The sequence below is a fragment of the Nocardioides agariphilus genome (assembly GCF_015352445.1).
GTDB classification, from domain to species: domain Bacteria; phylum Actinomycetota; class Actinomycetes; order Propionibacteriales; family Nocardioidaceae; genus Nocardioides; species Nocardioides agariphilus.
Genome location: NZ_JADKPO010000010.1, coordinates 35885 through 52292, shown reverse-complemented (window position 1 = coordinate 52292; position 16408 = coordinate 35885). Strand labels below are relative to the sequence as shown.

The window sequence follows — 16408 nt, the reverse complement described above, 5'->3', positions numbered from 1 at the left end:
GGTTGCTAGCGCAACCTTCTCAACCAGCGGTGACGGCGGCCTTGACGTACTTGTCGTAGCCGTTGGCCTCCAGCTCCTCGGCCAGCTCGGGGCCGCCCTGGTCGGCGATCCGGCCGTCGACGAACACGTGCACGAAGTCAGGCTGGATGTAGCGCAGGATCCGCGTGTAGTGGGTGATCAGCAGAACCGCCTTGGCGTCCTTGGCGCGGAACCGGTTGACACCCTCGGAGACGATCTTCAGCGCGTCGATGTCGAGTCCGGAGTCGGTCTCGTCGAGGATCGCCATGCCGGGGTCGAGCAGCTCCATCTGGGCGATCTCGTGGCGCTTCTTCTCGCCGCCGGAGAAGCCCTCGTTGACCGAGCGCTGGCCGAAGGTCGCATCCAGGTTGAGGTTGGCCAGCGTGGCGTTGACCTCCTTGACCCACGTGCGCAGCTTGGGAGCCTCGCCGTCGATGGCGGTCTTGGCCGTGCGCAGGAAGTTGGAGACCGACACGCCCGGCACCTCGACGGGGTACTGCATCGCCAGGAACAGCCCGGCGCGTGCCCGCTCGTCGACGGTCATGGCCAGCACGTCGTTGCCGTCGAGGGTCACGGTGCCGGAGGTGATGTCGTACTTCGGGTGACCGGCGATCGAGTAGGCCAGGGTCGACTTGCCGGACCCGTTGGGGCCCATGATCGCGTGGGTCTCGCCGTCCTTCACGGTCAGCGTGACCCCCTTGAGGATCTCCTTGTCCCCGTCGTCGGTCTTCACCGACACGTGCAGGTCGTTGATCTCGAGGGTGCTCATCTCGGGGTTACTCCGTTCAGGAAGGTCTCGACGTCCACGTAGACGTCTGCGGTGCCGTCCTCGTTGGGGCGTACGTCGACGGGGAAGGTGGCAACCGGCTCCGTCGCCGGTAGTCCGGTGGGCTTGCCGGTGCGCAGGTCGAAGCGCGACCCGTGCAGCCAGCACTCGACGGTGCAGTCCTCGTCGGTGATCTCGAAGTCGCCCTCGCTGAGCGCGATGCTGGCGTGGCTGCACATGTCCTCGATCGCGAGGACCTCGTCGTGGTGGCGCGCGAGCGCGACGTCCTGGCCGTCGACGGTGACGCCGAGGGCGGCGTCGTCCTTGATGTCTGAGAGGGCGCAGGCGCGGAGGAAGGCCATCAGTCCTCCTTCAAGACGTTCTTGGAGAGCTCTGCCTCCACCGTGGCGGCCAGCTGCTCCTCGAGCTCGGGCACCGCGATGCGGCGGATCAGGTCGTTGAAGAAGCCGTGCACGACCAGACGCCGTGCCTCCTTCTCCTCGATGCCGCGCGAGCGCAGGTAGAACAGCTGCTCGTCGTCGAACCGGCCGGTCGCCGAAGCGTGACCCGCGCCCGCGATCTCGCCGGTCTCGATCTCCAGGTTGGGCACCGAGTCGGCCTGGCAGCCGTCGGTGAGCACGAGGTTGCGGTTCTCCTCGTAGGTCTCGATGCCCTCGGCCTCCTTGCGGATCAGCACGTTGCCGATCCACACGGTGTGCGCGCCCTGGCCCTGCAGCGCGCCCTTGTAGGTCACGTGGCTGCGGGTCTTGGGGGCGTTGTGGTCGACGAACAGGCGGTGCTCGATGTGCTGGCCGGCGTCGGCGAAGTAGAGGCCGAGCATCTCGATGTCGCCGCCCGGGCCGGAGTAGGTCGCGGTGACGTCGTGGCGGACCACGTCACCGCCGAAGGTCACGGCGACGTGCTTGAGCGAGGCGTCGCGACCCACCAAGGCGTGCTGGGTGGAGTGGTGGACGGCGTCGTCGGACCAGTCCTGGAGGGTGACGAACGTCAGCCGGGCGCCGTCGCCCACAGCGACCTCGACGTTCTCGGCCAAGGTTGTCGAACCCTGGAAGCGCACCACGACCGTTGCCGTGGCGTGCGCCCCGACCTTGACCAGCAGGTGACCGGAGGCGGCCTCGGCGACGCCGGTCCCGGTGAAGTTGATGAAGACCGGTTCGGCCACCTCGGCCTCGGCGGGCACCTCGACTGTCAGGACCCGCGTGGTGTCTTGCCACACGCGCGCGCTGATGCGGTCGGTCGGCACCAGCCCGCTGAGTCCTCGGTCCGAGTGGGCCACCGGACGGTAGCCGACAGCGACGCCCTCGGGCGCCTCCGTCTTCACGTCGTACTCGGACCCGGTCAGGGGTGCGGAGTCGTGCAGGCCGCGCAGGCGCTTGAGCGGCGTGAACCGCCACACCTCCTCGCGGCCGGTGGGCACCGGGTGGTCGGCAAGGTCGAAGGAGCCCACCGGGTGCAGGTGGGAGGAGACGTCCAGACCCATCAGCCGACGGCCCCTTCCATCTGCAGCTCGATGAGGCGGTTGAGCTCGAGGGCGTACTCCATGGGGAGCTCCTTGGCGATCGGCTCGACGAAGCCGCGCACGATCATCGCCATCGCCTCGTCCTCGGCCATGCCACGCGACATCAGGTAGAACAGCTGGTCCTCGGAGACCTTCGAGACCGACGCCTCGTGGCCCATCGAGACATCGTCCTCGCGGATGTCGACATAGGGGTAGGTGTCCGACCGGCTGATCTGGTCGACGAGCAGCGCGTCGCACAGCACGTTGGACTTCGAGCCGTAGGCACCCTCGTTGATCTGGATCAGCCCGCGGTAGGACGTGCGCCCGCCGCCGCGTGCCACCGACTTGCTCAGGATCGAGCTGGAGGTGTGGGGCGCGGCGTGCACCATCTTGGCCCCGGCGTCCTGGTGCTGGCCCTCGCCCGCGAACGCGATCGACAGCGTTTCGCCCTTGGCGTGCTCGCCCATCAGGTAGATGGCGGGGTACTTCATCGTCACCTTGGAGCCGATGTTGCCGTCGACCCACTCCATGGTCGCGCCGGCCTCGCAGGTGGCGCGCTTGGTGACCAGGTTGTAGACGTTGTTGGACCAGTTCTGGATGGTCGTGTAGCGGCAGCGGCCGCCCTTCTTGACGATGATCTCCACGACCGCGGAGTGGAGCGAGTCGGAGGAGTAGATCGGGGCGGTGCAGCCCTCGACGTAGTGCACGTAGGCGCCCTCGTCGACGATGATCAGCGTCCGCTCGAACTGACCCATGTTCTCGGTGTTGATCCGGAAGTAGGCCTGCAGCGGGATGTCGACCTGCACGCCCTTCGGCACGTAGATGAACGAGCCGCCCGACCACACGGAGGTGTTGAGCGCTGCGAACTTGTTGTCACCGACCGGGATGACGGTCGCGAAGTACTCCTTGAAGAGCTCCTCGTGCTGCTTGAGAGCGGTGTCGGTGTCGACGAAGATGACGCCCTGCTCCTCGAGGTCCTCGCGGATCGAGTGGTAGACGACCTCCGATTCGTACTGCGCGGCGACGCCGGCGACCAGGCGCTGCTTCTCGGCCTCGGGGATGCCCAGCTTGTCGTAGGTGTTCTTGATGTCCTCGGGGAGCTCCTCCCAGGACGTCGCCTGCTTCTCGCTCGAGCGGACGAAGTACTTGATGTTGTCGAAGTCGATGCCCGACAGGTCCGAGCCCCACGTCGGCATCGGCTTGCGGTGGAAGAGCTTGAGGCCCTTCAGGCGCAGGTCGAGCATCCACTGCGGCTCGCTCTTCTTCGAGGAGATGTCGCGCACGACGTCCTCGTTGAGGCCGCGCTTGGCGATCGACCCCGCCTCATCGCTGTCGGACCAGCCGAACTCGTAGCCCTTGAAGTTCTTGAGCTCGGGGTTGAGGTCTTCGATCGACGTCACGTCGTGACCTTCTCTCTCTTCTGGTTGGTCGAGCCTGCGTTGTCGGTGGCCGAGCCTGTCGCGACCACATCTCTCGGCGCGGGGATGCTCGTGGTGCACACCCCGTCGCCGTGGGCGATGGTCGCCAGCCGCTGCACGTGGCGGCCCAGGACCCGGCTGATCGCCGCCGTCTCGGCCTCGCACAGCTGGGGGAACTCGTGGGCGACGTGGGAGACGGGGCAGTGCTGCTGGCACAGCTGCTCGCCGCCCAGGTGACCCATCAGCGGAAGCTCGCGCACCCCGGCGACGTAGCCCTGGTCGGTGAAGACCTGGGCCAGCGCCTCGGCCGGCGTGAGCCCCGGGTCCGCGGCCAGCACGGCTGCGAAGCGCTCCTCGATGAACGACATGCGTCGCTCGGCGAAGGCCCGGACGGCGTCGTCGCCCCCCGTCTCGGCCAGGAAGCGGATCGCCTGGACGGCCAGGTCGTCGTACTGCTGGTCGAACCGGTCTCGTCCGGCTTCGGTGATCGCGAAGACCTTGGCCGGGCGACCGCGACCCCGGCCGTCGTGGGGTCTCGGCTCGCGGGCTTCGAGCGCGCCGTCGGCCACGAGGTGATCGAGGTGGCGGCGGACAGCGGCCGGAGTGAGGTCGAGACGGGCGGCGAGAGCAGCCGCGGTCGATGGACCCTGCTCGAGGATCGATCGGGCCACGCGCTCGCGGGTCGGCTGACCCAGCTCCCCGAGATCGTCGGGCGTCTCGAATTCCACAACGTCAGTGTGCCGTTATTGATTCGACCGATTCAAGTAAGGCTCGCCTTACCCGACGCCCGCTGCCACCAACTTGCCCGAGTGCCACCACTTCGCTGCGTCGACGGTCCTTGCCCACCTTAAGGTCCGCGCGACATCACTACTTGGGGGTAACTCATGCGCATCATCAACGGCAACCGCTACTCGGTCGTCACCTCGACCCTGGCCCTGGTCATCGCCCTGGGCGGGACGTCCTATGCCGCCGCCAAGGTCACCGGCGACAGCATCGCCGACGGCACGGTGACGACTGCCGACATCAAGGACAACAACCTGCAACTGCAGGACTTCTCGGCCACCGCCCGCGACGGCCTCAAGGGCGACGTCGGCCCCACCGGCCCGCAGGGCGACCAGGGTGAGGTCGGTCCGGCAGGTCCGAGGGGCACGGCCCGGGCCTTCTCGGCCACCATCAGCGGGTCCACCACAGCACCGGAAGGCACCGCCGAGAGCGTGCTCGATCTGCCACTGGACGCCGGGTCCTACGCCCTCAGCGCCAAGGTGCAGGCGACCGACTACGGCACCACGAGCCTCGAGTCCTACCTCGACTGCGATCTGGTCTACACCCAGGGACCGGACCTGATCACGGTGGACATCTCCAGCACAGACCAAGATGAGACCTCCCGCCGCAACATGCTGGTGACGCAGGGAGTCATCACGGTCGAGGAGCCCACCGTCGTCTCGCTGCTCTGCCGCGGACAGGACACCGCGTTGGACAACCGCAGCATGATGGCGACAAGCGTCGACTCGACCACCAAGATCGAGGAATAGCCCTTCACCCTCAAGGCGCTGCCCGACTGGCCCCCCTCACGCTCACCCCTGGGTGCGCCGCCGGAACGCGCGCAGCGCCAGCGGCGCGCACACCGCCGTGATGACGACGACCCAGATGATCGTCGACAGCACGGGGTGCTGGAGGGGTAGTGCCAGCTCGTGCTTGGCGGGGGGCAGCGGGGTCCCCCACAGCTCACGCACGGCCAGCACCAGCGAGGAGATGGGGTTCCACTCGGCGAACCACCGCAACACCGTCGGCATGTTCTCGGCGGGGGCGAAGGTGTTGGCCAAGAAGGTGATGGGGAACATCGTGGCGAACATCAGCCCGTTGACCGCCTCGACCGACCGCATCGACGAGCCGACCAGGATGCCCACCCAGATCATCGCGAAGCCCCAGGCCAGCAGCAGCACGTAGGCGAGCACGGCCTCGAAGAAGCCGTCGTGGATGCGCCAGCCGATCGTGAGTCCGGTCAGCGACATGATCACGATGCCGATGCTGGAGTGGAGCAGGCTGGAGATGCTGCGGCCCACCAGGACCGCAGCCGGGTGGATCGGCAGCGACCGGAGCCGATCGACGATGCCCTTGTCGATATCGGCGGTGAGGCCGACCGCGACGATGAAGGAGGCGAAGGCGATGGTCTGGCTCATGATGCCGGCCATCAGCCAGTCGCGGTATTCGCGAGGGTCGCCGCCGCTGATGGCGATGGAGCCGCCGAACACGAACGCGAACAGCAGCACGAACATGACCGGCTGGATGGTCACGTCGAGCAGCATCTCGGGCATCCGCTTGATGTGGATCAGGTTGCGACGGGTGATGACCAGGGACTGGCGGAGCAGTCCGGTGTCGCGGATCTCGGGTCGCGAGATGCTCTGGGACTGGGTGGTCGTCATGTGGAGACCCCACTGAGGTTGTCGGCGTCGTCGGCCCGGCCGTCGTCAGGAGGCTCTGCGGCCTCCTCGGCACGATGGCCGGTGAGGTGGAGGAACACGTCGTCGAGGCTGGGCCGCTTCAGGCCGAGGTCGTCGAGCTCGATGCCGGAGCCGTCGAAGGCGCCGGCGATGCGCGTGACGTCGGCGAGCCCGTTGGCCGGAGCAGTCAGCTGCCGGGCGTTGGCCTCCACGTGCACCTCCTCGACCAGGGTGCGCAGCAGCCTCTCGGCCTCGCCGAGGTCGTCGGCGTGGGAGACGGTGACGACGAGGGCGGCCTTGCCGGACTGGTCCTTGAGCTCCAACGGCGTGCCCTCGGCGATGACGTGGCCCCGGTCGATGACCGCGATGCGATCGGCCAGCTGGTCGGCCTCCTCGAGGTATTGGGTCGTCAGCAGCAGCGTCGTGCCGTCGCTGACCAGGCCGCGCAGCACGTCCCACAGCTCGACGCGACTGCGCGGGTCGAGGCCGGTGGTCGGCTCGTCGAGGAACAGCACCGGGGGCGTCGCGATCAGGCTCACCGCCAGGTCGAGACGACGCCGCATGCCGCCGGAGTAGGTCTTGACGACGCGGTCGCCCGCGTCGCTGAGCGAGAACCGCTCCAACAGGTCGCCGGCAGCCTGGCGCACGTAGACGGAGGTCAGGCCGTAGAGGGAGCCGATGAGATGGAGGTTCTCCCGGCCGGTCAGCAGCTCGTCGACCGTCGCCGCCTGGCCCGTCAGACCCATGCTCTTGCGGACCATGTCGGGCTGCTCGATCACGTCGTAGCCCGCGACGCGCGCGGTGCCGCTGGTGGGCGTGGTGAGCGTGGTCATCATCCGCACGGTCGTGGTCTTGCCTGCGCCGTTGGGGCCGAGCAGGCCCAGAACGCTGCCCTCCGGCACCGACAGGCTGACGCCGTCGACAGCCAGGGTGTCGCCGAAGCGCTTGACGAGGTTGTCGGCCTCGATGGCCGGTCGCGAGCTCACCTGCAGGAGGGTATGCGGCTGCGCCGACACCGGCCCAACGACGTGCGGCCCGCCCGTACGGAGGCCGCCTCCGCTCCGGCCGTAGGCTGACGCGTATGCCAGGTGGAACGTCGTTGTTGGGCACCCAGGTCCGCCGCGTCGAAGACCGCGAGCTGCTGCTGGGCCGAGGCACGTTCGTCGACAACGACCGCAGACCGGGCCTGACCCACGCGATCTTCGTGCGCAGCCCCTACGCCCACGCCACGATCACGGGGATCGACACCACCGAGGCTCTGCGAGCACCCGGCGTGCTCGCGGTCTACGTCGCCGCCGACCTCGGTGACGGGCCGCTGAAGTCGTTCGCCGACGTGAAAGAGGACTGTCCGCGGGGCGCCCTCGCGACCGCCAAAGTGCGCTTCGTCGGCGAAGCCGTCGCCCTGGTGGTCGCCGAGACCCGGGCTCAGGCCGTCGACGCCGCCGAGCTCGTCGACGTCGACTACGACGACCTGCCGGCCGTCACCGACCTCGAGGCCGCGGTGGCCCCGGGCGCACCGCTGCAGTTCGAGGACCTCGGCACCAACGTCGCCATCCGCCGCCAGGACAAGGACCGCTCGGACCCGTTCGTCACCGCCGACCACGTCGTGCGCGTGCGGATGGTCAACCAGCGCATCGCGGTGGCGCCCATCGAGGGCCACGCGATCCTCGTCGACCCGACGCCTCGAGAGGAGGGGCCCGAGCAGGTCACGGCCTGGGTCTCCACCCAGCACCCCCACATGTCGCGCGACCTGCTGGCCGACGCGCTCGGCCTCGACAAGGAGGCCGTGCGCGTCGTCGCACCCCACGTGGGCGGCGCCTTCGGCGGCAAGGCGGGCATCGGCACCGACCACGCGGCCGTCGCGCTCGCCGCGGTGAAGCTCGGCCGCCAGGTCAAGTGGACCGAGACCCGCAGCGAGGCGATGCTCTCCATGCACGGCCGTGGGCAGGTCCAGTACGCCGAGCTCGGGCTGACCAGCGAAGGCCGCATCGTGGGGCTTCGGATCCGCGTGCTCGGCGACTGCGGCGCCTACGCCGGGTTCGGCGGCGCGCTGGCGGTCGGTCCGACCTACCGGATGGCCCAAGGCGTCTACGACATCCCCGAGCTGCGCTTCGACGGCGTCGGCGTGCTCACCAACACCTCGCCCGTGGGGGCGTTCAGGGGGGCCGGCCGTCCGGAGGCCGCCGCCTGCATCGAGCGCCTCATCGACGTCGCGGCCGACGAGCTGGGCATCGCCCCCGAGGAGATCCGCCGGCGCAACTTCATCGGGCGCGACGCTTTTCCCTACGAGACCCGCACGGGCGCGACCTACGACGTGGGCGACTACGACCTCGTGCTCTCCGAGGCCCTCCGCGTCGCCGATGTCGGCAAGCTGCGCGAGGAGCAGCAGCGACGCCTCGACGCGGGAGAGCGCAAGGTACTCGGCATCGGCTTGGCGACGTACGTCGAGATCACCGGGTTCGGCGGCACCGAGTACGGCCAGGTCGTGGTGCACGCCGACGGCACCGCCACCGTCAGGTCCGGCACCTCGGCGCACGGACAGGGCCACGCCACCAGCTTCTCGATGCTCGCCGCCGACAGGCTGGGCATCCCGCTCTCGGCGATCACCTACGAGCAGTCCGACACCGCGCTGATCCCGACTGGCGGCGGCACTGGCGGCTCACGATCGCTGCAGCTGGGCGGCAACGCCGTCGCCAAGGCAGCCGAGGAGCTCCGCGAGAAGGCGCTCGAGCTGGCAGCGCGCATGCTCGAGGCGGCGCCCGCGGACGTCGTGCTCGACGACGGCGAGTTCACGGTCGCCGGCGTGCCCGGCGCCGGCGTCACCTGGCAGCAGCTGGCCGCCTATGCCCACGAGCACGAGGGCGGGCTGACGGTCGCCACCGACTACCGGCTTCCGAGCGCGACGTACCCCTTCGGTGCGCACGTGTCGGTGGTCGAGGTGGACCTCGACACCGGCCTGGTGGTGACCCTGCGGCACATCGCGGTCGACGACTGCGGCCGCATCCTCAACCCCCTCCTCGTCGCCGGCCAGCAGCACGGCGGCGCCGTGCAGGGCATCTCCCAAGCCCTGTGGGAGGCGATGGTCTACGACGACCACGGCACGCCGCTGACCTCGACGTTCGCCGACTACGTGCTCCCGACGGCGGCCGATGCCATCACGATGGAGACCAGCAACACCGAGACGCCCACGCCGGTCAACCCACTCGGCGCCAAGGGCATCGGCGAGTCCGCGACGATCGGGGCGACGCCGGCCGTGCAGAACGCCGTCGTCGACGCGCTGAGCCACCTCGGTGTGCGCCACGTCGACCTGCCCTGCACGCCCGAGCGGGTCTGGCGCGCCATCAACGGGCTGGCGCCTCCCCTGTGGCGGGAGCCGCCCGAGGTGTTCGGCGAGGATCCTGCAGGCGACGACGAGCCGGCGTACGTCGAGGCCTGAGGCCCCCGGGCCGTGGCCACCCGGTCGTGGCAGGAGTCCCATCTGCGGCGTGAGCGTCGCTTCCTCTGCGGCGTGCACTTCGTGCGCAAGCGCGCGTCATCGTTGCTGTTCGGGGTCGGCGAGGACGCCGAGATCGTGGCCGCGTCGGCCGCCTCGGGGGTGCCTTCCTAGACTTCGGGCGTGCCCGCGCCTTCTCCTGCCGTCGACGTCCGCGGGCTCGCGATGCGCTACGGCGCCGTGACGGCCGTCGACGGGCTCGACCTGACCATCGACACAGGCACGATCACCGCGGTCCTCGGTCCCAACGGAGCCGGCAAGACCACGACGCTGGAGACCTGCGAGGGCTACCGACGCCCACAGGCCGGTTCGGTCCGCGTGCTCGGTCTCGACCCGGTCACCCAGCGTCGCGAGCTGCTCCCCCGGATCGGGGTGATGCTCCAGCAAGGCGGCGCGTGGAGCGGGGTGCACGCCATGGAGATGCTGCGCCACGTGGCGGCCCTGCACTCCCATCCGCTGGACGTCGACCTCCTCGGAGAGCGACTCGGGCTCGGTGACTGCGGGAAGACCCCTTACCGACGGCTCTCGGGAGGCCAGCAGCAGCGCCTCGGCCTGGCCATGGCCGTCGTCGGCCGCCCGGAGCTGGTCTTCGTCGACGAGCCGACCGCCGGCTTGGACCCGCAGGCCCGACGCACCACCTGGGACCTGCTCCGCGAGCTGCGGACGTCCGGGGTCACCGTGGTGCTGACGACCCACTACATCGAGGAGGCCGAGCGACTGGCCGACCGCGTCCACATCATCGACCGCGGACGGCTGGTCGTGAGCGGCACGCCTGCCGAGCTCACCGGCAACGGCGTACGCCGGCTGGAGGATGTCTTCCTCGACAACACCGGGAGGCCCCTCGCATGAGCCTGGCCGGTCACTTGGACCTCTCCCCCGCACCGGGTGCGGCACCGCTCGCGACCCAAGTCAGGGCCCAGGCGGCGATGGAGCTGCGCCTGCTGCTGCGCAACGGTGAGCAGCTGCTGCTCGCCGTGGTGATCCCCGTGCTGGTGCTGGTCGCGGGAGTCGTCGGCGCCGACCGGATCGGGCTCGACCTGGCCCACCGAGCCGTCGACGAGCTGACCCCGGGCGTGCTGGCGCTGGCCATCTTGTCGACGTCCTTCACGTCTGTCGCGATCGCCACCGGGTTCGAGCGCCGCTACGGCGTCTTGAAGCGCCTGGGCGCCACTCCCCTGCCACGCGCCGGCCTGCTCGCCGCCAAGGTGGTCGCGCTGCTCGTGGTCGAGGCGATCCAGGTGGTGGTGCTCTCGTGCGTGGCCCTCCTCCTGGGCTGGTCGCCCACGCCGGGGGTGGTCGGCGTGCTCGCGTTCGTGCTGGCCGCCGTGGCCGGGACGGCCGCGTTCGTGTCCCTGGGACTCCTGCTTGCCGGCACGCTGAGAGCCGAGGCGACGTTGGCGGCGGCCAACCTCATCTACTTGTTGCTGCTCGCCGGGGGCGCCGTCGTCCTGCCGAGCTCGTCCTACGGCGGGTTCGGCGAGGTGGCCCGGTGGCTACCCTCCGGGGCGTTGGGCGACGCCGTGCGCCGGGCGTTCCTCGACGGTGCCCTCGACGGACGGGCCCTGGTCTGCCTGTTTCTCTGGGCTGCGGCCGCAGGGCTCCTGACAGCCCGGACGTTCAAGTGGGAGTGATCGGGGCGATCATCGCGGCGCTGGCTCCGCGAGTGCGCCTGTTCGCGTGGGCGACGCTGGTCGCCAACGTGGTGCTGGTCGTGACGGGCGGAGCGGTCCGACTGACCGACTCCGGCCTCGGCTGCCCTACCTGGCCCCGCTGCACCGACTCGTCGTTCACGCCCCACCGCGAGCTCGACCTGCACTCCGCGATCGAGTTCGGCAACCGGATGCTGACGTTCGTGCTCGTCGCGGTCGCTGTCGCGACGCTCCTGGCTGCCTGGGCCAGCCGACGCCGTGACGTCCGCATGATCGCCCTGGTGCTGGCCCTGGGCATCCCCGCCCAGGCGGTGATCGGCGGCATCACGGTGCGCACCCACCTGAACCCGTGGGTGGTGTCCTTCCACCTGCTCTGCTCGCTGGCCATCATCGGGCTGGCAGTCCTCTTCTTGCACCGGCTGGCCACACCCGATCCGAGACCTGTCGCACGGGGTGCGGTGGTCACGCTGGCCTGGGTGACGTTCGCATCGGCGTGGGTGGTGCTCTACCTCGGCACGGTGGTGACCGGCTCGGGCCCTCACGCAGGCGACGAGAAGGCCCCTCGCAACGGGCTCGACCCGCTCCAGGTCAGCCAGCTGCACGCCGACTCGGTGTTCTTGTTCCTCGGCCTGACCGTCGGGCTGTACTTCGCCGTGCGGGCCTCGGGAGCGACCGCACGACCGCTGCACGTCCTGGTGGGAGTGATCCTCGCGCAGGGCGCCATCGGCTTCGTCCAGTACTTCACCGACCTGCCGATCGTGCTGGTCGGGTTCCACATGCTCGGTGCCGCACTCGTGTCGGCAGCGGTGACCTGGGTGCTGGTCAGCCTGCGAGAGCCCCTCGGTTGACCTCTCCCTCGTCCGACTGAACGCGAGACGGGTCGTCCGACGGGTCACCCAGAGTGCCCTCGAGGATGAGGCCGGACGACGTCAGCGGGAACACGTACTGGAACAGTCGGAGGATCCGGTTGAGCATCCCGACGGTCGGCTTCGCGCGGCCGGAGAGCCTGCTGACGAACAGGTGTGGGTCGTAGTAGTACGGCGTGATCCTCACCTCGCGCAGCGGGATGCGCCCGGCGAGGGTGACCAGGGTGCGGAACGAGTAGACGTGGATGTGGTCTGGATGGGCGTTCTCTCGGCGCAGGAGGGCCAGGACCACGTTGATGATCGAGGTCGTGTTGGGCGTCGTGGCCAGCAGCCGTGTCCCCGGTGCCGCGTGGGCCAGGCCGTTGAGCCAGCCGATGGTGTCGTGGGTGTGCTCGATCAGCTCGCCGGCAACGACCAGGTCGGGCTTGAAGTCCTGCACGATGTCGTCGAGCTCCTCGACCCGCCCATAGACGATCCGGGTGCCCAGGTCGGTGTCGATGCCACCGGTCTTGCGGACCTTCTCGGAGGCGTCGACACCGAGCACGTCGCGGGCCACGTCCGCGATCTCGGCGTGCAGCCAGCGCCACGAGTCGTCCTGCCGCCGGTCGACCTCCGTCTCGTCGTAGGCGCTGAGGTCGAGCACCCTGCGTCCCTGGCAGCTCTCGCGCACGTAGGCGTAGCGGTCCACCGGATGCGGCACGGCCAGTGGTTGGAGAGGGCCTGCGTCGTCCTCGTGGGAGAGACTCGCGCCGCCGGCGATGCCGGCTGCGAACACGGTGCTTCGGATGCTCACGGTCCCGAGACCTTTCGTGAGAGACGGGTGGAGCTCTAGCCGGTGCGCGACACGCCCACCGCGTCCGCGGCGGCCTCGTCGGGCGGGTTTGCGCGAGATGCGGAGGTAGCAGTGCGCGCCCATTGACGCAGGGCACGCGCCACGAAGACCACGAAGCGGCCCGAGGGCAGGAGTCGGGCGCCGAACCCCGACGATCCCGTGTGGCCACCACGCCGGACCAGCCACTCCACCGGCACCTCGGCGTAACGAAGTCCGCTCGACCGGGTGACCGCGCAGATGTGGAGGTTGGGCGTCGGCGAGGACTCCGGTACCTGCCCGAGCAGCCAGCTCAGCGTGGCCGCCCGGTAGACCCTCAACGGGGTGTTCGCGTCGCGCGGCAGGCGGCGACAACGCGCCCAGACCAGCAGCCGGGTGCCGGCCGAGACGATCGCGCGGTAGACGGGCTCCTTGCGACCGGACCGCACTCCCTCGACCACGTCGTAGTCGTGCTCGGCGCCGACGCGGGCCAAGCGGGCGAGGTCAACCCCGAGGAACTGTCCGTCGCTGTCGACGGCGACCACCTGTCGGGCCCCTGTCGCGACACCCTCGCGCAGGACGGCGAGCGTCGAGGGGCCGTGCCCGCGGTTTCGCGCTGACTCGAGCAGGCGGATCGGCAAGCCGGACCGGCTCAGCTCGACCACGCGGGCCGCGGTGTCGTCGGTGGAGCCGTCATCCTGGACGAGGATCTCGTAGTCGACGTCGGCGAAGGCCGCGCAGACCTCCTCGAGGAACTCCGCGATGCCCGCCCCCTCGTTGTAGGCAGGCATCACGACGACGACTTCGACCACCACGGCAAGGTACCCACGCGCCGCTGTCGTAGGACAATCGAGGCGACGGCCGGTTGGTAGCCTTCCGCGAGTGCCGGCCACTCGCGTCACGGCGCCGAGGGCTTTCGCGCTGATGCTCCTCGTCGTCTACGCCATCCTCTGCTGGCGCGAGCTGGGCAGCGGCCTGGAGTTCGACGAGTCCTACAACCTCGAGGTCGTCCGCAACCTCGCGGAGGGTCGTGGCTACGCCTCGAACGGGTCGGTGCAAGGCACCGGCCTGTTGCTGTTCGACCCCTTCGTGTCGACCGGACCGGCGTTGCTGGTGCCTGCCGCCGCGGCATGGGGCCTCACCGGGTCACTCGCGGTCACCCGACTTGTGCCCCTTGCCTACTTCTGCCTCTACCTCGCGGCCTCGTGGATCCTCGGACGGCGACTGGCCGGTCACGTAGGTGGCCTGGCAGCGCTCGCGTCACCGCTTCTGCTCGTCGTCGGGGTCAGGGACCTGACCACGCTGTCGCTGGTGCCGGGACGGTTCGTCGGTGAGCTGCCGGCGTGTGCCCTGCTGATGGCCGCGGCCGTGCTGCTTGCGCACCGTCGTACGACGGTAGCGGTGCTGGGCGGCTTGTGCGCCGGGCTCGCGATCCAGACCAAGCTCAGCTTCGTGACCGCCGCCGCGGTCATCGGCCTGGTGTGGCTGATCGCCGAGTACGTCGCTGCTCGTCGCCTGCGCCTCGGACGCTGGTTGCTGGTCGGCATGGCCGCGGCACTGCCGACAACCGCCTTCGAGCTCTACCGCCGCCACGTCCTGGGCGACGGCTACGCCGCCAACATCGAGGCTCTGCGAGCCTTCGTGTCCTCGCAGGCCCAGTCACCCCCTTTTCGGGCCTCCGGCGCGCGTCTCAAGACGTTCCCCGAGCTGCTGTCCGGGCCTGGCATCTGGCTGCTGGTCGGTGCGTGCCTCCTCGCTGCGGTGGTCGAGCTGCGGCGACGCCGGGCCCGCGTCGCGCCGCATGCTCGCGACGCGCAGGAGCGCGTCGAGGTGGCGCTGGCAGCGGCCGTGTTCGGCGCCGGCTGCGTCCTGGGGCTGCTGTGGCTGTTCCGGTCGATCCAGCCGAGCCTGCGGCAGGGCCTGCCCACGGCACTGCTCTGCCTGCCGGTGCTCGCGGCAGTCGTGACCAGCGTCCTGCTCCGTGCAGGGGGCCGCGACAGCACCGCCCGGGTTGCTTGCGTGGTGGTCGGCGTCGGGCTCGTCGGCGTGGTCGTCTACTCCGGGGTGCGCATCGCCGTGGGTAGCGACTCCCACGACATGCTCGAGCAGCAGCGGGCGGCCGCGCGGGTCATCGAGGAGTCGGGCACGCCGAGCCTGCCCATGGCGGGTTGGTGGACCATCCCCGAGTTCCAGGTGCTCACCGACGTGCCGCCGTCCACGACGCCCGGCGCCTCCCCGCCCACGGTGCAGGTGATGACCGCCGTGCGTGCCCTGCTCGAACGCGGCTCCCCCGACGCCCGCGCGTACAGCGACCAGTGCGCCGAGACGCTCTACTCCTCGTGGAGCGTGCTGGTGTGCCGCACCGGCTAGCGCGTGACCAGTGGGTCCAGGGCGACCGCGACGAAGAGCAGCGAGAGGTAGAGGTTGGAGGAGTGGAACAGCTCCATCGGCCGGATGCGGGACAGCTCTTCGGTGCCGACCGAGCGCCGCCACATCAGCACGGCCTGGGCGACGAAGACAGCGCCGAGCACCGTGGCCGCCACCGGGTAGAGCCAGCCGGTCGCAGCGACCGGCCAGAGCAGGAGCGAGACAGCGACCATGGCCACGGAGTAGATGACGATCTGGCGCCCGACCTCGGCGGCCGGCGCGACGACCGGGAGCATCGGGACGTCGACCCCGGCGTAGTCCTCGCGGTAGCGCAGCGCGAGCGCCCAGGTGTGGGGCGGCGTCCAGAGGAACACCACCAAGAACAGCACGACGGGCGCCCACGACAGCGAGTCCGTCACTGCGGTCCAACCGATGAGTGCCGGGAAGCAGCCGGCCAGCCCACCCCAGACGATGTTCTGGGTCGTGCGGCGCTTGAGCAGCATGGTGTAGACGATGAGGTAGAAGGCCTCGGCCAGCAGCGCCAGGCCAGCGGACAGCGCGTTGACAAAGACCAGCAGCACAACGGTGGCCAACACGCCGAGGGTGATCCCGAAGACCGTCGCAGCAGCCGGAGACACGATGTGGCGCGGCAGGGCCCGGCGGCGAGTGCGGCGCATCTGCTCATCGATGTCGCGGTCGTAGACGCAGTTGAGCGCGGAGGCCGAGCCGGCCGACAACGCGCCACCGACGACCGTGGCGACGACCAGGCCCAGGGGCGGCACACCACGGGCGGCGAAGAACATCACCGGAACCGTGGTCAGCAACAGCAGCTCGATGACCCTCGGCTTGGTGAGACCGACGTAGGCAGCCGCGATGTCGCGCCACGTGGCCGGCTGGCTCCTCGCGTCGGGTGCCGGCCCGGCAGCAGCCTCGACAGGCTGCTCGACGTGGGTCACGGGGCTCCTCGGGCGCGGGGATCACGCGGTATCTCGGACGGTAGCGGCGGGGTCGAGTCTAGACCCGGGCATGAGTAGGCTCGGAAAGGCCCGAGCGGGTACTCCCC

17 protein-coding genes are annotated in these 16408 nt (G+C 69.8%); 7 read left to right on the top strand and 10 right to left on the bottom strand.

Translation table 11 applies throughout. The annotated features are described in order from the left end of the window. Positions 1-19: 19 nt before the first annotated feature. The 5 genes from sufC to ISU10_RS09170 are packed head-to-tail and all read right to left on the bottom strand — an operon-like array spanning position 20 to position 4449. Entirely contained in the window at positions 20-787 is a 768-nt protein-coding gene (sufC, locus tag ISU10_RS09190) for a Fe-S cluster assembly ATPase SufC (RefSeq protein WP_194696087.1), read from the bottom strand. Next, a complete protein-coding gene (locus ISU10_RS09185; protein WP_194696086.1) occupies positions 784-1146 on the bottom strand; it encodes a non-heme iron oxygenase ferredoxin subunit in 363 nt (120 codons plus the stop codon). Before ISU10_RS09185 ends, sufC begins: the two co-directional genes overlap by 4 nt. Continuing rightward, positions 1146-2285, bottom strand: a complete 1140-nt coding sequence (sufD, locus tag ISU10_RS09180; RefSeq protein ID WP_194696085.1) for a Fe-S cluster assembly protein SufD — start codon at positions 2283-2285, stop codon at positions 1146-1148. Before sufD ends, ISU10_RS09185 begins: the two co-directional genes overlap by 1 nt. Continuing rightward, entirely contained in the window at positions 2285-3703 is a 1419-nt protein-coding gene (sufB, locus tag ISU10_RS09175) for a Fe-S cluster assembly protein SufB (RefSeq protein WP_194696084.1), read from the bottom strand. The genes sufD and sufB overlap by 1 nt, the downstream gene beginning before the upstream one ends. Further along, positions 3700-4449: a helix-turn-helix transcriptional regulator gene (locus ISU10_RS09170; protein WP_194696083.1), complete on the bottom strand. Its 750-nt coding sequence runs from the start codon at positions 4447-4449 to the stop codon at positions 3700-3702. Before ISU10_RS09170 ends, sufB begins: the two co-directional genes overlap by 4 nt. Positions 4450-4605: 156 nt before the next feature. On the opposite strand from ISU10_RS09170, the gene ISU10_RS09165 reads away from it, so the two are divergent. Continuing rightward, positions 4606-5253 carry a collagen-like protein gene (locus ISU10_RS09165; RefSeq protein ID WP_194696082.1) on the top strand — a complete coding sequence of 216 codons (648 nt, stop codon included), beginning with the start codon at positions 4606-4608 and terminating at the stop codon, positions 5251-5253. Positions 5254-5295: 42 nt separating this feature from the next. Here the strand turns inward: ISU10_RS09165 and ISU10_RS09160 are convergent, their stop codons facing one another. Both ISU10_RS09160 and ISU10_RS09155 read right to left on the bottom strand, forming a co-directional pair. Then, positions 5296-6144, bottom strand: a complete 849-nt coding sequence (locus tag ISU10_RS09160) for an ABC transporter permease (protein WP_194696081.1) — start codon at positions 6142-6144, stop codon at positions 5296-5298. Next, positions 6141-7148: an ATP-binding cassette domain-containing protein gene (locus tag ISU10_RS09155; protein WP_194696080.1), complete on the bottom strand. Its 1008-nt coding sequence runs from the start codon at positions 7146-7148 to the stop codon at positions 6141-6143. The genes ISU10_RS09160 and ISU10_RS09155 overlap by 4 nt, the downstream gene beginning before the upstream one ends. 95 nt (positions 7149-7243) lie before the next feature. Here ISU10_RS09155 and ISU10_RS09150 point away from each other — a divergent pair, with 95 nt between their 5' ends. Genes ISU10_RS09150 through ISU10_RS09130 form a run of 5 tightly spaced genes read left to right on the top strand, consistent with a single transcriptional unit; the run spans position 7244 to position 12152 of the window. Next, complete coding sequence (locus tag ISU10_RS09150; RefSeq protein ID WP_194696079.1) at positions 7244-9598, top strand: xanthine dehydrogenase family protein molybdopterin-binding subunit; 2355 nt, start codon at positions 7244-7246, stop codon at positions 9596-9598. Between the two features lie 12 nt (positions 9599-9610). Next, positions 9611-9769, top strand: coding sequence for a hypothetical protein (locus ISU10_RS09145; RefSeq protein WP_194696078.1), 159 nt, complete (start codon positions 9611-9613; stop codon positions 9767-9769). Positions 9770-9820: 51 nt separating this feature from the next. Further along, on the top strand, positions 9821-10504 hold the full coding sequence (locus ISU10_RS09140) for an ABC transporter ATP-binding protein (protein ID WP_194696166.1): 684 nt from the start codon (positions 9821-9823) through the stop codon (positions 10502-10504). Further along, positions 10501-11286, top strand: a complete 786-nt coding sequence (locus ISU10_RS09135; RefSeq protein WP_194696077.1) for an ABC transporter permease — start codon at positions 10501-10503, stop codon at positions 11284-11286. Before ISU10_RS09140 ends, ISU10_RS09135 begins: the two co-directional genes overlap by 4 nt. Then, a complete protein-coding gene (locus ISU10_RS09130; protein ID WP_194696076.1) occupies positions 11277-12152 on the top strand; it encodes a COX15/CtaA family protein in 876 nt (291 codons plus the stop codon). The genes ISU10_RS09135 and ISU10_RS09130 overlap by 10 nt, the downstream gene beginning before the upstream one ends. Here the strand turns inward: ISU10_RS09130 and ISU10_RS09125 are convergent. Together ISU10_RS09125 and ISU10_RS09120 are read right to left on the bottom strand one after the other, a co-directional pair. After that, entirely contained in the window at positions 12127-12963 is an 837-nt protein-coding gene (locus ISU10_RS09125) for a class I SAM-dependent methyltransferase (protein ID WP_194696075.1), read from the bottom strand. The genes ISU10_RS09130 and ISU10_RS09125 overlap by 26 nt on opposite strands. 35 nt (positions 12964-12998) lie before the next feature. Then, complete coding sequence (locus ISU10_RS09120; RefSeq protein ID WP_194696074.1) at positions 12999-13790, bottom strand: glycosyltransferase family 2 protein; 792 nt, start codon at positions 13788-13790, stop codon at positions 12999-13001. A 70-nt stretch (positions 13791-13860) separates the two neighbouring features. Here ISU10_RS09120 and ISU10_RS09115 point away from each other — a divergent pair, with 70 nt between their 5' ends. Further along, complete coding sequence (locus tag ISU10_RS09115) at positions 13861-15348, top strand: hypothetical protein (RefSeq protein WP_194696073.1); 1488 nt, start codon at positions 13861-13863, stop codon at positions 15346-15348. Here ISU10_RS09115 and ISU10_RS09110 read toward each other — a convergent pair. Further along, positions 15345-16301 (bottom strand): heme o synthase, encoded by a 957-nt coding sequence (locus tag ISU10_RS09110; protein ID WP_194696072.1) that lies wholly within the window; start codon positions 16299-16301, stop codon positions 15345-15347. The genes ISU10_RS09115 and ISU10_RS09110 overlap by 4 nt on opposite strands. Positions 16302-16408: the final 107 nt, after the last annotated feature.